The organism is Lederbergia sp. B243.17 (genome assembly GCF_057657925.1).
Map to the genome: position 1 here is coordinate 23,465 of NZ_JBWBKF010000079.1, position 19,636 is coordinate 43,100.

A 19,636-nucleotide genomic window follows, 5' to 3' on the forward strand; every position below is an offset into this window, starting at 1 on the left:
ATGCTGCATCAAGGCGAAAGTTTGCTTATCTGTCAATAAGCGCCTTAATTCTATCAACCGCTGCTTTCCATTCTTTCTCGGGGTCTGCTCCCTGCTGGACATTTTTCATCGCATTCAGCACTTCATCGTTAGCAGGCTTGTATTTCGTTCCTTTGTAGACAAAACTGATGTCCTGAGCGGCATTGGCAAAATACTGCGCTGTGCTCTGTCCGCCAAAAAACTCATCTTTTGTATTTTTGAATTCTTCCATCTCATATACAGCCGGAGCGGAAGGGAACAAACCGGCATCACTTTGGAATGACTGGAGCTGGCCTTCAGGTGACACAAGCCACTTTACGAATTCATAGGCTTGTTCTGCATGTTTCGTTTCTTTCGGGATGGCGATATAAGAACCTCCCCAGTTTCCGGCGAATTCTGCCGGCAACGTTGCAACCCTGAACTTCCCATCTGCTTCCGGTGCATTATCTTTCATCCAGCCTTTTAGCCAGGCTGCTCCCAGTTCAATAGCAAAGTCGCCGTTGTTGACGGCATTTCCCCATTCAGGCGTCCACATGTCATATTCACCGACAAGGCCAAGCTGATTCAATTCCACTGCCATATCATATGCCTGCTTAACGGCATTTCCGTCCTCTTCAATCAGCAAATTGCCTTTCTCGTCGAAAAAGCTTTGTTCTGCCCCGTCAATAATGGCCCGGTACGCCATTTCCATGCTGTCCAAAAACGGTTTTCCTGTTTTCTCTTTCACGAGCTGGCCGGCTTTGATAAAATCATCTTTCGTTTTAATCGCCTTTTCCACTTCTTCCGGCTCGGTCGGCAGTCCCGCTTCTTCAAAAATATCCTGCCTGTAATACATCGCTTTCGGGCCGATATCAGTCGGCAATCCAAAGAGGAAATCCCCGCCGCTGTTTTCGCCAATTTTCCATTTCCAGTCTAAATATTCGTCCTGTACTTCACTCGCACCGACATCATACAAGTTCACGAATCGGTCTTGCGCCTCCTTAAATCGATCCAGCTGGTCGATTTCCAGCATCGCAATATCAGGGGCTCCACTGCCGGCTGAAAGGGCTGTAAATAAGCTATTGTGATGATCATCGGTTTCAGAAGTCTTCACCTTGATCTTTACGCCCGGATGTTCCTTCTCATATTGTTTGGCCATATCTTCATAATTGGTCGCTCCGAATACCCAGAAACTCAACGTCACATCTCCGTCTTTTGCGTCTGACGAGGCTTTTTTATCCCCGTCCCCGCTGCTGCATGCAACAAGCGAAAACATAAATACTGCAACGATTCCAGTCACCAACAGTTTCTTGATCCTTCTCATTGGACTGCCCCCTTTAATGGTTTGTGAGGAATTTAGAAACGCTGAACACCTATCACTTGCCCTTCAGATACCTCCTTTTTCCTTCGGTGAAGGAAACCGGTTTCTTAAAACAGAGAGGAGATGCTCTAAATTATGAGGGAAACCGCTTTCTTATTCTCATAATAATCAAATTTACTCTTTAAATCAATCAAATATTTGAAAATTTAATATAATTTAAGGAAATCGATTTCCTTTACGCTTTCCACTTTGTACAGGGACCAATGTTTTTCCACAAAATTGGGGAGGTAACTGTAGGCATAAAGAGGCAGAAAAGGAATAGTCTTTCTGCCCAATTGCTTCCTGCATTGTCCCTGTCGCTTTTTTTCCCGGAGCATTATAGTTTCTTTTTCCTAGGAAAGAGGTTTAGAATATAGGAAGTTATTGCTATCACTTTCTTCATCAACACGCAAAGGAGAGATTACCATGAATTTCAAAAACATCACTGTAGCAGGCAGCGGCGTGCTCGGCAGTCAAATTGCGTATCAAACTGCTTTCAAAGGATTCCAAGTGTTTATCTACGACATTAATGACCAAGCACTGGAGCAGGCAAAAGAAAGAATTGAAAAGCTGATGCCAAGTTACCAAAAAGATTTGAATGCGACCGAAGAGGAAGTGAATGCGGCAAAAGACCGAATTTCCTTTAGCAGCGATCTTGCTGAAGCGGCTGCAGATGCCGATCTTGTCATCGAAGCCATTCCAGAAGTTGTTAAAATTAAGGTTGATTTTTATGAAAAGCTAGGAAAAGTCGCTCCAGAGAAAACAGTTTTTGCCTCCAATTCTTCGACATTGTTGCCAAGCCAGTTCGCTGAAGCGACGGGACGTCCGGAAAAATTCCTCGCCCTTCACTTTGCAAATGAGATCTGGAAGAACAATACCGCAGAAATCATGAAACATCCGGGAACCGATATGAAGGTTTTTGATGAGGTTATTGAATTTGCCAAGGCAATTGGAATGGTGGCGCTGCCCCTGCACAAAGAACAGCCAGGCTATATTCTGAACTCGTTATTGGTACCTCTATTGGATGCAGCCCAAATTCTGCTCGTTAGGGAAATTGCCGATCCAGAAACGATTGATAAAACATGGATGGTCGGCACTGGCGCACCACTCGGCCCGTTTGCCATCCTCGATATCGTCGGTCTGACAACAGCATACAATATTACGCTTGCAAAAGCGGAAGCAACCGGAAATCCGGAATACAAAAAATTGGCCGAAGTGATGAAAACCGAGTATATCGACAAAGGAAAACTAGGCCGCGCAACAGGCGAAGGCTTTTATAAATATCCAAATCCAAGCTTTATGAAGCCTGACTTTTTAAAGCCTTGATTCATGAAAAAACGGGAACTGCCGGCGGCAGTTCCCGTTTTTCTTGCTATATAATAGGCATCCAGCTTTCATATACAGGATTCACATAAAAAGGAGGCCGTTTGCCAATGCAAGGTGCCAAAATCTCCGTATTAGATGCGGCATATTGGATTCTCGGTTTTTCCCTGCAACGGTTCATCAGCAGAAACTTCACTTCCGGATTGTAATAATATTGCATACCTGTCCCCCTCCCCTGATCTCTCTTATCCTACTCCTCTAACTCTCGGAGAGTTCCTGCACATCCCTGCCCATTTTCCATACTGTAATCCTATGATCAATCCCAAAGGGAGGCAATAGGATGGCCAATGGAGGCAAGTATCCGCTTCAACCGAATTATGGAAAAATCACACGATATGAGGAAAGAGCAATCACCGTCCCAGAGCAGAGGCAGTTTCGGCAACCCGGTTTAGAGGAACTGATGGTCCCAAGACCGATTATCGAAAACCCGAATTATCTGGGAAGCGGAAAACTCACCGGAAAGGCGGCATTGATTACAGGCGGGGACAGCGGAATGGGAGCGGCAGCGGCAATCGCCTTCGCCAAGGAAGGCGCTGATGTTGCCATTTCCTATCTTGATGAACATAATGATGCAAACCGTACAAAACAGAGGATTGAAGAATTGGGCCAGCACTGTATTCTTTTGCCCGGTGATCTTCGGGAAAAGGAACATTGTGCAAATATTGTAGAAAAAACGGTTTCTTCATTTGGACACCTGGATGTTTTATGCAATCATGTCGGCATCCAATTCCAGCAGCTGAGTCTCCTAGATATTACTGATGAGCAATTTGATGAAACGTTCAAAGTGAATATTTACTCGCATTTCTATACAACGAGGGAAGCCCTCCGCCATTTGCAGGCTGGGAGCTCCATCATCAATACGGCTTCTGTTGTACCATTCGCGGGAAACGACCAGCTCATTGACTACACGGCGACAAAAGGAGCTGTAATCGGCTTCACTAGAGCGCTTGCCAGAAACCTCGTGCCTCAAGGGATACGCGTGAACGCGATTGCCCCGGGACGGATTTGGACGCCTTTGATCCCTGCAAGTTTTTCGGCGGATGAGGTTGCGCTGGCTGATAATCCGATGGATCGCTACGGGCAACCTTTTGAAATAGCACCAGCCTTCGTCTATCTTGCATCTGATGACTCCCGTTTTGTCACCGGACAGACTCTTCATGTGAATGGGGGCGAGATATTTGGATAAACGAATGGACTCCTTTCCAGATTGGAGAGGGTCCATTTTCTATCAGCCCTTTGCCAGATCTTCCCGGTCCGCAGCGAGTGGCGGCTGCTCCAACCACTTGTTTTCCACCATGATGTTCACTCCGTCCTCTGAAAACTTTTGACTCTCCAACATCAACCTTGTAAAGTCAATGATCAGATCACTGTGCTGACTTTGGGATATTGCAAGGCCATAGTTCCCGATACCCGCATAATTCATGATGCCAAAATGATAGAGCATCAGCTTGTCCGAAAAAGGAGACTCTTGCGACTCGGTCACATCCTGTTCAAATGAAGCGGTGACCGGCAAATCCTGTTTCTCCAGGTAATCAGACATGACCGTGATATGTTTCTGGGCAATCTTCTTGCCTCTCAGAATAAGCTCCCTCACCTTTTTCGACTGAACTACCTGGCTGAAGGCTATCGCGATACTTGTGCCGAGCTGGTTTGTTTTAATGTTCGTATAAAGGCAGGCAATCTCAATACCTGTCAGCGGCCGTTTCCCGAGCCCCTCCCACAGAAAAGATTGCTTTTGGACAAATTCCACTTGTTTCGGATAGGGGATCGCAGGCGGACGGACAGCAATCCCCTTCTCCAGCTGCATGGAGATAACCTCATTGTTCAGCTCAAGATTGGACAACAGGCACTTGGTATAATAAGAGCGGATATCACTGCGGTACGTGGATGTGAGAACACCACCGTATGTAACAAAACCGCCCTTCGTCATATTCTCCAGATAATATAAATAAAAGGTATCTGAAAATAGCCGCCCGGCATCCAAATTGACATCCTGTTCGCCAAACCCTTGTGGCATTGCAATCCCTTCACTGCGAAAAATGTCACCGATTGTTCCAGCATGCTGGCGGCTGATATCAAGCGCGTGCTCAACCATACGTTTAATGTCAACATCATCCACATGCTGACGAAAATGACTCAACACACAAGCTGACATGGTGTCGGCCATATAAGAACTCCATAAATAGGAGATTTCTGCAGACGTCAACCGAATTGCATGATGATTGCTTTCCATGACGGCCTCCTCCATTATTCATTACTCCCTACTATCTCCATTCCAACCATATTAATTCCATTATTAGGTACAAATCAATCATAAAAGCACAATTGGTCACAACTGCGTTTGATTTGCTCAGTAAAAAAACAGAAAGCATTGTGCTTCCTGTTTTTTATCATGCATTATTCACCTTTTGTCTGAATCACTTGTGCGTGTTCACCTGATTTATCCTGCATCTTCCTGCCTTTGTTAGCATCAAAGTTCGTCGGGGGCGTGCCTCCCTGGTTGGATGCAAATTGATTGCGGCTATGTCTCGGCTTGGTCATTTGTTTCCCTCCCTTCCCTTTTAGGATTTCCCAAAGGGAGGGAATTATCAATCGCATGTCGGGGCTAATCAATCGTTTGATTAACGGACTTTCACACTATAATAGCGCATCGCTTTAGGGTCGCCCTGCAGTTCAAGATAGCCATCAGACACAAGGCTCCTGAGCCGGTATTCAAGAAATTCATCACCGACAATATCCTCTGTCTCGCCAAGCACTTCCCCGATTGCTCTGGCGGCTTTGACAAAACCACCGTCATGCCTCTCGACCGCTTCTAGGAGCAAAGAATCAAAATGATTTTCAGGCACCGCTATTATACGGCCATCCCTCCAAATTCTGGTCACTTCCTTTTGTTCGGCGAGCAGCAGCCATTCTTTTTCATAGTGTTCTCTTTCCGACAACGCTAAAGGTTCGCTTACCTTTGTCGTGAAAACCTTTTTTAGCTCCTCAGGCGCAGATTCGCCTGTATGAGCAAAGGAGCGCTGGTACTCGTTTGTATTGAACATTTCCCTGCAGAGGCAGGAACTGTTGATCAACCGGATTGCGTTCTTCCTGCCTCTGAGCAAATAAAGGAAATAGCGCATCCCCGTCTGCTCGTCAGCATTTTCGCCGGTCCAAACAATGAGGGGGACGGTTTCCGGAAGTCTTTGCAGTTCAGACAAAAATTCGGCTATCTTTCCTTCATACTCGTCTGCATAATAATCCCATTCATCATTCATGTGGTTTTTTAACCATTCATGCCGGTGTCGCCGTCCCTCTTCCTGATGAAGCTGCTGTATTGGACCGACGGCGAAGAAGTCGGGATACGGAATGACTTTATTCTCTCTTCCCAGTCCAACACGGAGCGAGCCGCCGGCCGCTTCACCGCAAACAAGATGGATTGCCTCAAAATCCGCATCCCCCGATTTTTCAGAACGCAGTAAACTGTCAAGCATTGTATGCAGATCACTGATCGTTTCGCCCGGGTCTGTATGGGTCTCTCGCCCGCTTTCCAGTGCATTCAGCGTGCTGAACAGCAAAAACTTCGCCTCTTTTTCCGATAACTTCTCAATCATTTCATGCAGTTGTTTACTCATATCCTGCTCCTTCACCCGAATTGAGCCTCATGCAGACGGCTGTATATCCCTTCTCTGTTAAGGAGTTCTTGGTGGCTCCCTTGCTCGGCAATCCCTTCACTTGTAACGACGAGAATTCGGTCGGCGTTTTTAATCGTTGCCAAACGGTGGGCAATGACAAGAGTCGTCCTGCCGGCTGCAAGTTCCTCAAGCGACTTCTGGATCGCCGCCTCGGTTTCCGTATCAAGGGCTGATGTCGCCTCATCCAAAATCAGGATCGGCGGGTTTTTCAGGAACATGCGGGCGATGGCGAGCCTCTGCTTCTGGCCGCCGGACAGTTTGACTCCGCGCTCCCCGATCACCGTATCCAGCCCTTCCGGCTGTTCAGCGATGAAATCATCAAGCCGCGCTTTTCGTGCCGCTTCCATAATCTCCGCATCCTCTGCCTGCAGGTTTCCATACGCGATGTTTTCTCGGATACTGCCGGAAAAGAGGAAGACGTCCTGCTGCACTATGCCGATCTGACCGCGAAGGGAAGAAAGTTTGATATTGCGGATATCTGTTCCATTAATGGTGATCGCACCCCTCTGAATTTCATAGAATCTCGGGAGCAGGCTGCATAGCGTCGTCTTTCCAGCACCGGAAGGGCCGACAAACGCGACCGTCTCCCCTGGCAGAATCGACAAATTGATTTTATCGAGGACCGGCTTTTTCCCTTCATATCCGAAAGTGACATCATCATAACGAATCAGCCCGTCCAATTCAATGTCAACCGCGTCATCGGCGTCAAGGATTTCCGGCTCCGTATCCATGATTTCCGTATATCTTTTAAACCCAGCAATCCCTTTTGGATAACTTTCGATCACCGCATTGATCTTCTGGATCGGTCCGATCAGAATATTGGAAAGCAAGATGAAAGCAACGAATTCCCCGTATGTCAAAGCACCGGTAATGACAAAAAAGGTTCCGAACAAAAGGGTGAACAATGTTATGACCCGCATCAGCAGATAATTGACCGTTACGTTTTGCGCCATGATTTTATACGATTGAAGTTTTGTCAGGCGGTAGCCTTGGTTGTTGTTCTCGAACTTTTTCTGCTCATATTTCTCATTTGCAAAAGCTTGGACAACCCGGATACCCCCGATGCTGTCCTCCACCCGCGAGTTGATTTCAGCTACGTCCTGGAACATCCTGCGGAATGTCTGTGTCATTTTTTTATTGAAGTATATAGCACAGACAATCAGAACGGGTATGACGACAAAAGAAAGGACCGCAAGCTTCCAGTTGATATTCACCATCAAGACAAACGAGCCGATCAACGTCATCACCGCAACGAAAACATCCTCCGGACCGTGATGCGCTACCTCGCCTATCTCTTCCAGGTCTTTCGTAAGCCGGGAAATACTGTGGCCTGTCTTATTGTTATCATAGTGGCTGAAAGAGAGTTTCTGCATATGGGTAAAGAGTTTTTGGCGCATATCGGTCTCAATGTTAATCCCGAGCATATGTCCCCAATACGTTACGATGTAATGCAACCCGGTATTCAGCAGATAAATCATCAGCAGAGCTGCGCAGGCGAGAAGAATGACAGCCCAATCCCCCTTCGGCAGCAGTCGGTCAATTACTTGATTAACTGCAAGCGGAAACGCGAGCTCCAGTACTCCAACAATGATGGCCGCTGAGAAATCAAGAAAAAACAGCCATTTATATGGCCGGTAATAAGAAAAGAATCGTGCCAGCAAAGAAGTTCCTCCTAAATATGTATTGGATTCAAATGATAATCAATCTCAATTGTATAGATTCTGCTATAAGAACACAATACTTTTCAAAATTTTCGTTTTTCCTGAAAGATATCAAACCGAAGCGCAAGAACGATCCAAAAAGGAAAACAAATGAAGCACTCCGGCAACAAATCAAAATGAACGGAACCGTTTCGTTCTTTCTCCGTTTTTTTTTGCTTTGTTCCCTTCCTAGTCTTTCCCCCTTTATCCCATACTGCATCTTTTTCGAAGGGGCGTGCAGTTTCCGTTAATCAGACGTTTGATTAATGGATAGACAGACGCCTTAGCTTTCTCAAGTTACTAGGCGGAGAATGCAAACAGCATTCTCCGCCCGCTTCCTAACCTTATCCCAGCTCTCTTTTTTGCTTAAGGAGCCGCTGGAACTCCGCTTCCAGCTCTTCAGTCGGTTCGATGCTCAGCCTGCTCAGTACTTCCGTTATTTTCGTTTCAATCAAGAGCCGATCATCTTCCACAGTACTTCGGCTCTGCTGGCGGCTTGCCTCCAAAAATTGCGGGTAGGTGCCGTCGAATAATTTTAGCGTTTGTTGGTCAATCGCCAATATTTTAGTCGCGACATGTTCAATAAACCGGCGGTCATGGGAGACAAACAGAACTGTCCCTTCATACTCCTGCAGAAGCGACTCCAGTTCGGCAGCCGCATCGATATCCAGGAAGTTTGTTGGCTCATCGAGGATGAGAGTGTTGCAGTCACTGACGAAGATCTTTGCGAGTGCAGTTTTTACCCGCTCTCCGCCGCTGAGTACCCCGACAGGCTTGTGAACATCTTCGCTAAAAAAGCCGAGCCTGGCCAAGACAGTGCGTATAACCGTTTCAGACTGGATCGAATTGATGCTGACGTTCTCTAAAATCGTCCGCTCTGTATCAAGGACATTCAAATTTTGGCTGAAGTAGCCGAACTTTACAGAAGGCGAGAGCTGTACGCCCGTCCCTCCGCTGATGATGTGCTTTAGCAACGTGGTCTTCCCACTCCCATTTGGCCCTATGACGGCAAGTTTATCACCACCCGAAACCTGGAATGACGTTTCCCTCCAAAGCACACGTTTTCCAAAGCCCCCCATTAATTTTTCTGCCCGGAGGATGACTCTTCCTTTAAAGGATTCTTCATGGGGCAGGCTCATTTTGAGCGGGGTGGCTTCCTTCACTTTTTCAACCTTCTCCAACTTTTCCAAGCGGGTTTCGAGAGCCTTTGCCGTTTTTTGCATCTTCTTTTGCTTTTTGGCGAAGTACGGCTTGGTACCCGTGATCCTCGCTTCAGAGCTGCTGACGTTCTTCGGTTTTTTCGTCGCTCTTTCCGCCTTTTTCTCTTTTAGCTTGACGGCATCAATGAGCTGCCTTTTCTTAGCTTCATACTGTTCGTATGCTGCTCTCTTTTGTTCAATTTCCATTTCCTTCTGCGCTGCATACGCCGAATAATTGCCTGTATATTCATGGATTTGGCCTTCATCTAATTCCCAGATCGTGGTGCACAATGCATCGAGGAAGGCCCTGTCATGTGAAACAATGACAAAAGCCCCTTGCCAGTGCGATAGTTTCTTCTCAAGCCATTCAATATGCTCTTTATCCAGATGTGTTGTCGGCTCATCGGCCAGCAAAATCCCGGCCTCCTTGCCGATTGACTTAGTAATATACTCCTGCGTGATCTCACCGCCGCTTTTGACAGCGTCCTGCCTTTTCAGCTGAGGCAGAAGTTCAATCTGGACTTGGCTCTTCATTGTTCCTTGATCGGGTCGTAATTTTCCAGCCAACACATTCAATAAGGTGGACTTGCCGCTGCCGTTCTTGCCGACCAACCCAATCCGTTCTTTCTGGTGAATCTCAACCCGCTCAATGTCGAGCAGCAGCCGATCCCCCATATAATGTTTAATACCAAGTGCTTCCAGTAGACTCATTTTGCCATCCCCTTTTTTAGGGACAAAAAATGCCCCCTATCTTCGCTCAGGATAGGAGGCATACTTATAGACGGATACCAAAAAGAGACTGTTCCTTTATGGTTCAGCTATACAATACCAATCCTATCCTGAAAACCGTCCAGAAGGCAGCAATAAACAGAGCAGACTTTGCCCCGCAATAAAATGCCTTCTATACTTGTTTTCTGCAAATAGGATTAGTACTTCATCTAATTGGGTCACCCTTCCGTTCATTTCGTTAAGGCTACTTTAAAAGAGATTCCCTCAACTGTCAATGCTTTTTCACATAAACAAGAGCCCTTTCTTCCACGTGTCAGTAATCAAGCTGCTTCAGCGACAGCAGAAATTCCTCATTATTCACCCTTTTAATCTGATAGCGGCGCAGCTGGCTTTCAATCTTTCTCTGATCTTCATCTTGCTTGCTGAATAGATGGGAAAGCTGGTAAAACCCCTCAGCCAAAACATTTACGAGCCCGGCTGAACCCAATTCCAGCCCAAGTGTTTCGGTCTCCGAGATCTGGGTTGCTGCAAACTCCTCCATCTCTTTTTTGTATGACCCTTTGATGGAAATATGCGGTTCCTTGTTTTTTAATGCCAACAACAAATCTTCCTTGCTTTCCACCTCGAAAATCGGCTTGGCCTTTTCCAACGTCAAAAGCTCATTGAGCACAGTGCCTTCATTTTTATGGACTGTCTTTGCAATAGCCTGGATCGTTTTCACCGAATAGTTGCTTACGTTCTTTTTGTTCACACTTGCGAGCATTTGCTGGCTAAGTCCTGTTTCTTTATAAACATCGTACCGCTTTTTGCCGTTCCTTTGTAAATAAATATCCAAAAGACTCATGCTCTTCCCCTCCGTTAGTAAAAATATTTTTACTAAATTATATTTTATCATATCCCTTTAATACGAACGAGGGGAAGTTGGGTATTATTATCTGAAAAAAGATAAAATATCCCAGCAAAAAGCCATGCGAAATCCATCATGCCGGGAAATCACGAAGTCACGTATGAAATAAGAGTTAAAAATGACAACATGGACTTCATTAACACCATTTCCGCCATCGAAGGCGTCGAATCGGCCGTTCAATGTTGGATCTCTCGGCATAACCGGCGACTGCGCCAACAGTATTACCACTAGTATAGATTGATGGGTTTTCAAGTGTGAGATCCCGAATCGTTGCTCTGAGTGCATATCCGAATAAACCTACATAATATATCTCGGAGTTGATGGTCAGGTTTTTGATTGTATGACCATTCCCATCGAACGTTCCTTTGTATTGAGAGGAATAATTTCCGATAGGAACCCAATTGGTTCCAGATAGGTCTATATCTCTGGTAAGTTTAAAATTACTCGATAAAAAGTTTCTAACGGCATTTAGCTGCTCTGCATTTTCGATTAAATAAGGATCGGCAGCTGTCCCACTTCCTCCTGCAAACACAGAAGACGCTTCCGCTTTCATAACCCCCAATTCCCCAATAGGCATGCTGGTGATAGCGGTCGCCGCAGCCACTGTCCCAATGAGCGCCGCTTTCCCCATCTGCTTCTTTTTCTTCTTTCTTACCAGAGTCTCTTTTTCTTCCACTATCCATTCCTCGCTTTCTGAAAATGAAAATAATCCCCATCTAAAAAGAAGGGGATTCCTTGTGAAAAGTATATAGTTCATTCCTTTCCGTTCTAAGGAGGATATTGTTTTTTAAACGAAATAAGAAGCACAAGAACCCAGGCAACAAAAAAAGAGCAACGGACATTAAAAATGGCCGCTACTCTTTTTCGAAATACGATGCTAATACCAGCAATCTTCAGGAACACTTATGACCATTTTGATTCGCGGCGTCACTTCGAAGCGCACTTCGGCTTCGGCCGGCAGATTCTTGAACGAATTGAGTACTACTTGATTGGAATAAATCCTAAAATTTTGAACACAATGAGAAGAATAACCCCTACAGACAGTGCTTTGACTCCTTTATTGTAAATCTCAAATTTAGTCTTTGTGATCTTTGAATTAATATAAACTTGAGAACGAAGGTCATTTAATGTATCTTCATCTGTGACAGCTTCCAATTCATTTTTAAAATCCATATAATGTTTTCTCTCAGCAATAGTTCCCCAGAAAATTAATGATCTAGTCTCTAAGCTATTTTGGTGATACTCTGCGGGATTAATTCTTCCTTTCAAGGCCTGTAGAAAATGAATCAGAGCTTTACCTGTATAAATAACGGCAAAAACAAAAACCCCCATATTTATAACAGCAATCCATAGTCTCCAATCTTCATTTTTGTGTATATTAATCGCCATTGCCGATTCAATTTTGGGGGTATCTTTATAAACGCCCCAAATCTCGCTTTGGTAGCTTTTATATTATTCAACAAACGACCTATTTTGTGGAACAACAGAGGAAAAAGAGTTTGCGGGGGTGAACATTTATATACCGTATATTTCTAATTAAGGAAATTTTATTTATGACTAGGTGTAAAAGTAGCTTGTCTTAGGAGAGGAGATAAAAAGATGATTGAATTACGAAAAATAGACGGGGATAACATAGATGAAGTAATAGCGCTTGATGTTGAAGAAAACCAGAAAGACTTTATACTAACTACTAATCTCAGATGCATTGCAGACGCTTATGTGTTGAACGAAAACGGCGATCCAACTATCCCCTTTGCCATTTATGCTGATGGAGTTGTGGTAGGGTTTTTGATGTATTCTTATGATATATTGGATCATGAATCATTTGAAAATAAAGATTTTTACAGAAAGATGTGCTATTTTGTTAATCATATTATGATTGACAAGCGTTATCAGGGCAAACGCTATGGCAAGCTTGCCTTTGAAAAAATGTTGATGGATATTGAAGAGATGCCTTGTGGCGAAGCAGAATATGTAGCACTCTTTTATCACACAAGTAATCTCATAGCTAGAACATTATACGCTTCATTCGGTTTTTCAGAAACAGGCATCGTTCAGGATAATTCAATGCTGGCGGTTAGAAATCTAGATGTGAAAATAACAGAAGCCGTAGTATAATAGGACCTCTTAGAAAGAGATGTAAGCTATCACGGCATGACCTATAATAAACACTGATTTTGTTAGCTCAGTTCTAGCAAAAATATAATATCTATACCGCAATCAGAAACGATTGTTTAAGAAACGTTTTTATTAAATTCAAAATTACTTTATTTTATTAAAGATTTATAAAGTATACAAAATAGGCTTAATAAACGTTCCCAAATGTAAGTTTGGACACGTCAAAAAAAGAGACAAACGCTATTACAACAACGTTTGTCTCTTTTGAGTGTAACTTTTTTTATACAATTTTTTATACAGATAGCATAAACAGTTGAAGTAGATGCATTTATACTTACAGAGCTTGTTCATAAATTTGCATAAAAACTTGAATAACACCTTTCTTATCATTGAAAGTGTTATTCAAGAATATGGCTCGATCGTGGGATAACATTATTTACCTAAAGTAACAATTTATACAAAAACGACCATAAAAAACACAACAAAGTTATGAAAACCTTGTTGTGCTTTTATTAATAAATAAATATTATTTATCTTCAGCAACGAATGGTAATAATGCCATAATACGTGAAACTTTGATTGCAGAAGTAAGTTTACGTTGGTATTTAGCAGAAGTACCTGTTACGCGACGTGGTAAGATTTTACCGCGTTCAGAGATGCTAAGCTATGACGGAAACTTTACAGCCTAAGGGACGAGCTCCGGCTCTTTTGAGCATCAAAGTCAATGTTGATGGAAGCGGTAAGGAGCATGGCTTATCCTGGTCCGCTTATGCAGCGGTAACATCATAAGAGAGAGATTCAGAAAAAGGCGTCCGCAGAAAAATCAGGTTGCACTGACTTTCTGCAGACGCCCTTTTCTCCTTTTTGCTTTTACATCACAATCAAATTGCCGCCTTGCTCAATAACAGATAAAAAGACAGGACGTTCATGCGGTGACTTGTTTGGAGAATGGACAGCGATTTTGCATTTCCCTGAGAACGTTCGGAACATCATCGCATGTCCGCCATCTTCATCCAATAATGGCTCAGAATCTTGAATCCAGGGCCCTGTTACAAGGCCGGTCACTGAGCGGGCGATGCCAACAGCGTAGCCCTTCTCACTGCGGCTTGACCAAAGCATGAGCAACTCACCGATTTGATTTACATAAAGAAATGGACCGTCCGTTACAAAATCAGTCTCATTTCTTACGGGAACCGTCCAAATTGCTTCAGAGGCCCTAAATAGCAAAGTCGGTTCACCTGCCGTATTTACTAAATCAGCGGTTAATCGCTGGGCCCATATTTCACCGTCATGAACCTGTGTCCATTCACGGCAGAAGATGATCCAAGGTTCTTGCTTGTCATCCAAGTACAGCGTTCCATCAAGACATTCCCATTCTCTTGGCGTAATCGGCTCATCCCTTAGGGTACGATACGGCCCTAAAGGATCTGCTGCAATTAGGATCTGGGTTCCCCGGCATTCCCCTTCCGCTTTAAAACTGGCAAACATGTAATAGCGATTTTGATAAAAGTAGACTTCCGGGGCCCAGAAATTCCGATCCGCCCAAAAGTCAGGGGTAGGATGGAATACCGGGAATGGGCCGCTCCAATTTTCTAGATCGCTGCTTTTATAGGCATCAAAGCCACGGGCCGTTCCTTGCCATACATTTTCATCCGTTGTACCGAAAAGGTAGTATGTTTTTGTCTCTTCCTCCACAAAGATAAAAGGATCTCTGAGCTAATACTATTTCTCTTCAGCATGTTCTCTCCCCTTATACCTATTGGTCCTCTATTTCTTTCACCAATCCAGATCCCCTTCTGCACGGAATTTATCCGCTAACAACTGCGCAAGTTCAGTATCAGACAGGGGCTTGCGATGAGTATTCTCCAAGTAAATATTCTTTTCTGTCTCCGGCATCAAGTACTCCTTATACCATAGAAAAAAGTGAGGGCTGTCCTCTTGCATGCGAATAAATTTCAGCAATGCGCCAAGGGAATAGAGGGTACTGTCTATATTTGTAAGCCAATCTGCACGGTAAAAGTTTTTCCACTTCCCGTGTTCAGCACGCTTCAGTGCATTCTTGCATTCGTTATACATTTCAATCGACTTGGAAACTTGGACGAATGCAAGCGGAAAGTGCTGATCTTGATACGTTTGAAAGGCTTGGCACATTAAAATAAACCCCTTGCAGCCGAAGAAATGCTGTTCGACCGGGAGTAGCAGATGATCGTAAAAACGTTGCCGGTCTCCATCCGGCAATGACAGCCATTGTTCCCGGCATTGATTCCTTGCTGCTTCCCAGCCCTCTAGACCGCTTTGACATTTTTCCTTAAACCAGCGCACCTGTTCTGGAAAATCCCGCTCGCCTGTTGCCCAGAACAGCTTGTCAAGAGGCTGTTCACTTCTCCCCTGCAGCCAATGGCGAATGATCCTTCTCGCATTGTGATGGTAGAATTCTTCTCCCGCTTTATCATCCCTGTTCGGACCATATTGGATTGTATGGATAAAATAGTCTGTAAATAATCTGCCTATTTCTTCATGCTTGGATTGAAAACTTCTCTGGATAAAGGACTGCAGATGCTCCTCTATATTGATGGTTCCAATGCTCCATAATTCTCTGATCATATCCAGTGGATAAAGATGGGGCCGTATATTTCCGCTATTGACTAGCAAATAGGATACCGCCCCTGCCTCGTACGCTTTTTCAATCTCTTCTTTCAGCAGGTCCGGCGGATTGGGAAACATTGTTAAATGGTTTGAAGCTTGAAGATCATGAAAGGTGATATGATAATACATTCCATGTTCGTCATTACCATTTGTAGAAGGCAAGGCCGGGACTCTCCTGTTCTCATTCCCCTGCCGTCGTGATACCATTTTCCCGTATCCATTATCCGCCCACACTTTGATCACGCCATCGGGTACCTTGACCCATCCCGCTTTGTACAGCTCTGAAATTTCTCCATATAACGCCATGCAACAGACAGGGTTGGCAACTGCTTCCCTCACCATTTCATATTGCCGCTCCACTACCTTCGATATCATTTCCCCCCGCTTTTCCGGTGTATCAAATTCAGGATCATGCTCCCAGAAAGGAGCATCGCCCTGCCCGCGGAAAGAAAGTACCCAGACTGTATTCCTGCTTTTCTGCTTTTCAATCGCCTCCTGCCAAAGCTGTTCAAAGAGTTGCGGATTTTGCTTATAGCTTGGTATTTTATCGGGAAAAGACCTTAAGAACATTTCTGCCCCCAATGGTTCCGCGTGATGATGGGTAACCCACAACCCCATTTCAGAAGCTAAATCAGCATGGATGCCGTACTTGGGGAGGTCCGTCCCTGGTATGACCATATTTCCACCGCAGCGCAGCAATGCTTCAAAAACGGGGTACCACACTTCCTTTGTCGGCGGATACACGTCTTTCCAGCCAATCAAACAAACCTCATCATTGATAAACCAACCTCGGTACCTCACCATTCTCTCTGGAGAGTCATAATCCAAGACCGGTATATTCACCTGGGGCTTGCGCTCAATAGGAAGGTCCGCCCAAAACCAAAGTGGATCCACCCCTAAATAATGCTGGCTGTAATAAAGCAGACCATAGACAATCCCCAGATCGTCGAAGCCCACAATATGGAATTGAAGCTTCCCGTTCTTCTCGGAAAAACGGAAACCGAAAGCTTCCGGCCGTTGCGGGCAGTCTCCGCTCTTTAAGGAATAGCGGACGACAAGATCTGCTTCCTTTTCATTTTCTATAAACAGCGGCCTTTCGCCGACTACTTTTTGATAATCTCGAACTACCATATCCAAAGCATGATCAATAGCCGTATTTGTTTTTATTGGTATAGAAATGGAGCTTGCACCGTCCATAACAATAAAAGAAGGTTTCATGCCGCCTCCCTCCCCTTTCTTTACTAAAACGAAAGGGTTAAGCTCTTTGTTCCTGCACATATAACTTTGATTTCCGGTATACTTTATCAAAAGATTTGGAAGAGAACTTCATGACGATCAAAGCGAGAAGATTTCCGCTGAATGTGAGGCAAATCGGTGGAGCATACGTAAGGGCCAAAAGGATCCCGAACGTTCCAGCAACCATACTAATGGTTGAGAGCGGGTTCATAATCATCACAAAAAACGAATACTTTACCACTTGACCAATTTTCATTTCATAGTGGACAAAAATCGGAATGATATAAAATGCCATGAAGATGAAAATCATAGTTATAATGACCAACGGGATGTAGAACAGAGAAACAGTCTCATACGAGGATGTCAGTATAAAACGAAAATCCGCATAAAAAACAACTCCAACCGATGCGAGAATGAGCCCCAACAAATTACTTCTGATGAACTCTTTTTTATAGACTGTAAAAAATTCGGTGAAGATCCCCACATCTTCTTCCCCATAGATCCATTTCCGTATTACTGCAAACATGGCAACGGTTGCTGGCATCAGACCGAATATAACTAACCCCAGCAGACTAAAAAAAATCCACAGCAGATTCAAAAAAACCATTTTCGTAATCCAATCCATACACCGATATAAGCCGCCCATGAAACCTTCTGTAACCATTTTGTCCTCCTATCCCCATGCGGATGTATACTGGTAAAATAGCAAAGAAGGGAAATACTGCTCCTTCAGATCCTTATCATCTAAAGCAGCAAACGCATTTGTTTACCCTTTCAATCCGCTCGTACTGATTCCTTCCACTACATAGCGCTGAAACATGAAGAAGATGAGAAATACGGGAATCAAGGTCACAATTGACATAGCAAACATCGCTCCCCAGTTCGATACCGTTTCATTGCTCAGAAACATATTCAAAGCCATAGACACCGTATACTTTGATGGGCTGTTCAAATACAATACAGGCCCAAGCAAGGCATCCCAAGTCCAATAAAACGAAAATATAGACGCAGTTGCCAAAGCTGGCGTTATGAGGGGTACAATAATCCGGGTAAAAATATTGAACGTGCCGCACCCGTCAATAATCGCAGCCTCATCCAATTCCCTCGGTATCGTCCGGATAAATTGAACGAGCAGGAAAATGAAGAATGGATGCCCAAAGTAAGCTGGTATAACAAGCGGCTTCAACGAATTCAACCAGCCTAGTTTAGAGAAGATGATGTATTGGGGCACCATTACCACTTCATATGGAAGCATCAACGTCACCATCATGACGGCAAACCAAAATCCCTTTCCTTTAAACGATAACCGGGCAAATCCAAATGCAATCACTGCTGAGGAAACAACTTGACCAATCAGCGTCAAAATAACAAGCACCGAAGTGTTCTTAATGAATACACCAAAAGAATTGCCGCCGATTCCTTCCCAGCCTTTGGAAAAGTTACTCCAGATCCACGGATCTGGGATAAGTGATTTGGCTGTCGTAAAAATAGCATTGCTTTCCTTAAACGAACTCATCAGCAGCCATAAAATCGGATAGAGCATAAGAATAGCGAAGCTGCCAACAAGGATATGATACGCCCACCATTTAACCGATTTGAACTTTCTCAATTTCATCTGCCTCCTTCTGATTCATAGTGAACCCAGAACTTGGAGGTCATGAAAATAACCGCTGTCAAAATGCCCACAATAATCAGCATAATCCATGCCATGGCAGCCGCATACCCCATGTTAAAAAATTCAAACCCTTGAAGGAATAAATATAAAGAGTAAAGAAGTGTGCCGTCCAAAGGGCCGCCTGTACCTTTTGAAATGATAAAGGCAGGGACAAATGTCATAAATGCTGCGATTGTCTGCATGACGGTATTGAATAAAATTACAGGGCTTAGCATCGGCAAGGTAATTTTGAAAAACTTCTGGAGCCCGCTTGCTCCGTCTACGCTAGCTGCTTCATAATAACTCATCGGGATGCCTTTCAATCCCGCCAGGAAAATTAACATCGAGGAACCAAATTGCCATACCGATAAAAAAATCAGCATCCATAGGGCAGCTGTAGGATCGCCAAACCAACGCACAGCAGGAACGCCAAGCAATCCCAATAACAAATTAACAATACCGATATCGCCAAAAATATTACGCCACATAATGGCTACTGCGACACTGCCGCCAATCAGCGACGGCAAATAAAACAAAGTCCGATAGAACCCTACAGCCCTGGATGCCGTATTTAATATCATCGCAATCAGCAAGGCAAATGCCAATCTCATCGGCACACCTGCAAATACGTAAATAAGTGTCACCTTTAATGACTGCCAATATCGTGGGTCGGCAGTGAACATTTTTTGATAGTTTTCTAAACCTATCCAGGTCGGCGAGGAGAATAAATTGTAGCGTGTAAAAGATAAATAAAGAGAAACAACCACAGGAATGATCGTAAAAGCAAGGAATCCAATAATGAAAGGGCTGATAAATAAATATCCCTTTATATTTTCCATTCGTGCCCGCTTCCGGGCACTCGATGAAGTCGGGATATACACCTGTTCCGGCAATACTTCTTTTGCGGCAGGTACACTCATTTTTCCATCCTCCTTTTCCCCGGATCATCATCCTTTGATAAAAGGACGATGAAAGGGCGATGAGGCATGCCGCATAACACATCCGCCTTTCCCATTAAACGGGGATCGGATTA

The 19,636-nt window shown here is 44.3% G+C and carries 17 protein-coding genes and 1 pseudogene; 3 read left to right on the forward strand and 15 right to left on the reverse strand.

The window, feature by feature from the left end:
• Window positions 1–25: 25 nt before the first annotated feature.
• A complete protein-coding gene (locus tag AC0TWI_RS15060; RefSeq protein WP_488127159.1) occupies window positions 26–1,321 on the reverse strand; it encodes an ABC transporter substrate-binding protein in 1,296 nt (431 codons plus the stop codon).
• 462 nt (window positions 1,322–1,783) lie between these two features.
• Here AC0TWI_RS15060 and AC0TWI_RS15065 point away from each other — a divergent pair, with 462 nt between their 5' ends.
• On the forward strand, window positions 1,784–2,683 hold the full coding sequence (locus tag AC0TWI_RS15065; protein ID WP_488127160.1) for a 3-hydroxyacyl-CoA dehydrogenase: 900 nt from the start codon (window positions 1,784–1,786) through the stop codon (window positions 2,681–2,683).
• A gap of 337 nt (window positions 2,684–3,020) precedes the next feature.
• Complete coding sequence (locus AC0TWI_RS15070; RefSeq protein WP_488127161.1) at window positions 3,021–3,926, forward strand: SDR family oxidoreductase; 906 nt, start codon at window positions 3,021–3,023, stop codon at window positions 3,924–3,926.
• A 42-nt stretch (window positions 3,927–3,968) separates the two neighbouring features.
• Here the strand turns inward: AC0TWI_RS15070 and AC0TWI_RS15075 are convergent, their stop codons facing one another.
• The 8 genes from AC0TWI_RS15075 to AC0TWI_RS15110 all read right to left on the reverse strand — a co-directional run bounded on the left by AC0TWI_RS15075 (window position 3,969) and on the right by AC0TWI_RS15110 (window position 12,338).
• A complete protein-coding gene (locus tag AC0TWI_RS15075; protein WP_488127162.1) occupies window positions 3,969–4,973 on the reverse strand; it encodes a DUF3231 family protein in 1,005 nt (334 codons plus the stop codon).
• A 164-nt stretch (window positions 4,974–5,137) separates the two neighbouring features.
• Window positions 5,138–5,281, reverse strand: a complete 144-nt coding sequence (gene sspN / locus AC0TWI_RS15080) for a small acid-soluble spore protein N (RefSeq protein WP_488127163.1) — start codon at window positions 5,279–5,281, stop codon at window positions 5,138–5,140.
• An 80-nt stretch (window positions 5,282–5,361) separates the two neighbouring features.
• On the reverse strand, window positions 5,362–6,354 hold the full coding sequence (locus tag AC0TWI_RS15085) for a DUF1835 domain-containing protein (protein ID WP_488127164.1): 993 nt from the start codon (window positions 6,352–6,354) through the stop codon (window positions 5,362–5,364).
• Window positions 6,355–6,365: 11 nt separating this feature from the next.
• Window positions 6,366–8,075, reverse strand: coding sequence for an ABC transporter ATP-binding protein (locus AC0TWI_RS15090; RefSeq protein ID WP_488127165.1), 1,710 nt, complete (start codon window positions 8,073–8,075; stop codon window positions 6,366–6,368).
• 383 nt (window positions 8,076–8,458) lie between these two features.
• Window positions 8,459–10,024 carry a Vga family ABC-F type ribosomal protection protein gene (locus AC0TWI_RS15095; protein WP_488127166.1) on the reverse strand — a complete coding sequence of 522 codons (1,566 nt, stop codon included), beginning with the start codon at window positions 10,022–10,024 and terminating at the stop codon, window positions 8,459–8,461.
• Between the two features lie 331 nt (window positions 10,025–10,355).
• Window positions 10,356–10,886, reverse strand: a complete 531-nt coding sequence (locus AC0TWI_RS15100; protein ID WP_488127167.1) for a hypothetical protein — start codon at window positions 10,884–10,886, stop codon at window positions 10,356–10,358.
• 199 nt (window positions 10,887–11,085) lie between these two features.
• Window positions 11,086–11,706, reverse strand: coding sequence for a M26 family metallopeptidase (locus AC0TWI_RS15105; protein ID WP_488127168.1), 621 nt, complete (start codon window positions 11,704–11,706; stop codon window positions 11,086–11,088).
• A gap of 224 nt (window positions 11,707–11,930) precedes the next feature.
• Window positions 11,931–12,338: a Pycsar system effector family protein gene (locus tag AC0TWI_RS15110; protein WP_488127169.1), complete on the reverse strand. Its 408-nt coding sequence runs from the start codon at window positions 12,336–12,338 to the stop codon at window positions 11,931–11,933.
• A gap of 210 nt (window positions 12,339–12,548) precedes the next feature.
• Here AC0TWI_RS15110 and AC0TWI_RS15115 point away from each other — a divergent pair, with 210 nt between their 5' ends.
• Window positions 12,549–13,067 (forward strand): N-acetyltransferase family protein, encoded by a 519-nt coding sequence (locus tag AC0TWI_RS15115; RefSeq protein ID WP_488127170.1) that lies wholly within the window; start codon window positions 12,549–12,551, stop codon window positions 13,065–13,067.
• Window positions 13,068–13,593: 526 nt separating this feature from the next.
• Here the strand turns inward: AC0TWI_RS15115 and rpsR are convergent.
• The 6 genes and pseudogenes from rpsR to AC0TWI_RS15145 all read right to left on the reverse strand — a co-directional run.
• Window positions 13,594–13,725, reverse strand: a pseudogene (gene rpsR, locus AC0TWI_RS15120) (30S ribosomal protein S18); the annotation flags it as partial.
• A 212-nt stretch (window positions 13,726–13,937) separates the two neighbouring features.
• Entirely contained in the window at window positions 13,938–14,762 is an 825-nt protein-coding gene (locus tag AC0TWI_RS15125; RefSeq protein ID WP_488127171.1) for a glycoside hydrolase family 43 protein, read from the reverse strand.
• An 81-nt stretch (window positions 14,763–14,843) separates the two neighbouring features.
• Window positions 14,844–16,931 (reverse strand): glycosyl hydrolase 115 family protein, encoded by a 2,088-nt coding sequence (locus tag AC0TWI_RS15130; protein ID WP_488127172.1) that lies wholly within the window; start codon window positions 16,929–16,931, stop codon window positions 14,844–14,846.
• Window positions 16,932–16,968: 37 nt separating this feature from the next.
• Window positions 16,969–17,613, reverse strand: a complete 645-nt coding sequence (locus AC0TWI_RS15135; protein ID WP_488127173.1) for a YesL family protein — start codon at window positions 17,611–17,613, stop codon at window positions 16,969–16,971.
• Window positions 17,614–17,715: 102 nt separating this feature from the next.
• Window positions 17,716–18,564: a carbohydrate ABC transporter permease gene (locus tag AC0TWI_RS15140; RefSeq protein WP_488127174.1), complete on the reverse strand. Its 849-nt coding sequence runs from the start codon at window positions 18,562–18,564 to the stop codon at window positions 17,716–17,718.
• Window positions 18,561–19,442: a carbohydrate ABC transporter permease gene (locus tag AC0TWI_RS15145; protein WP_488127244.1), complete on the reverse strand. Its 882-nt coding sequence runs from the start codon at window positions 19,440–19,442 to the stop codon at window positions 18,561–18,563. Before AC0TWI_RS15145 ends, AC0TWI_RS15140 begins: the two co-directional genes overlap by 4 nt.
• Between the last annotated feature and the right edge of the window lie 194 nt (window positions 19,443–19,636).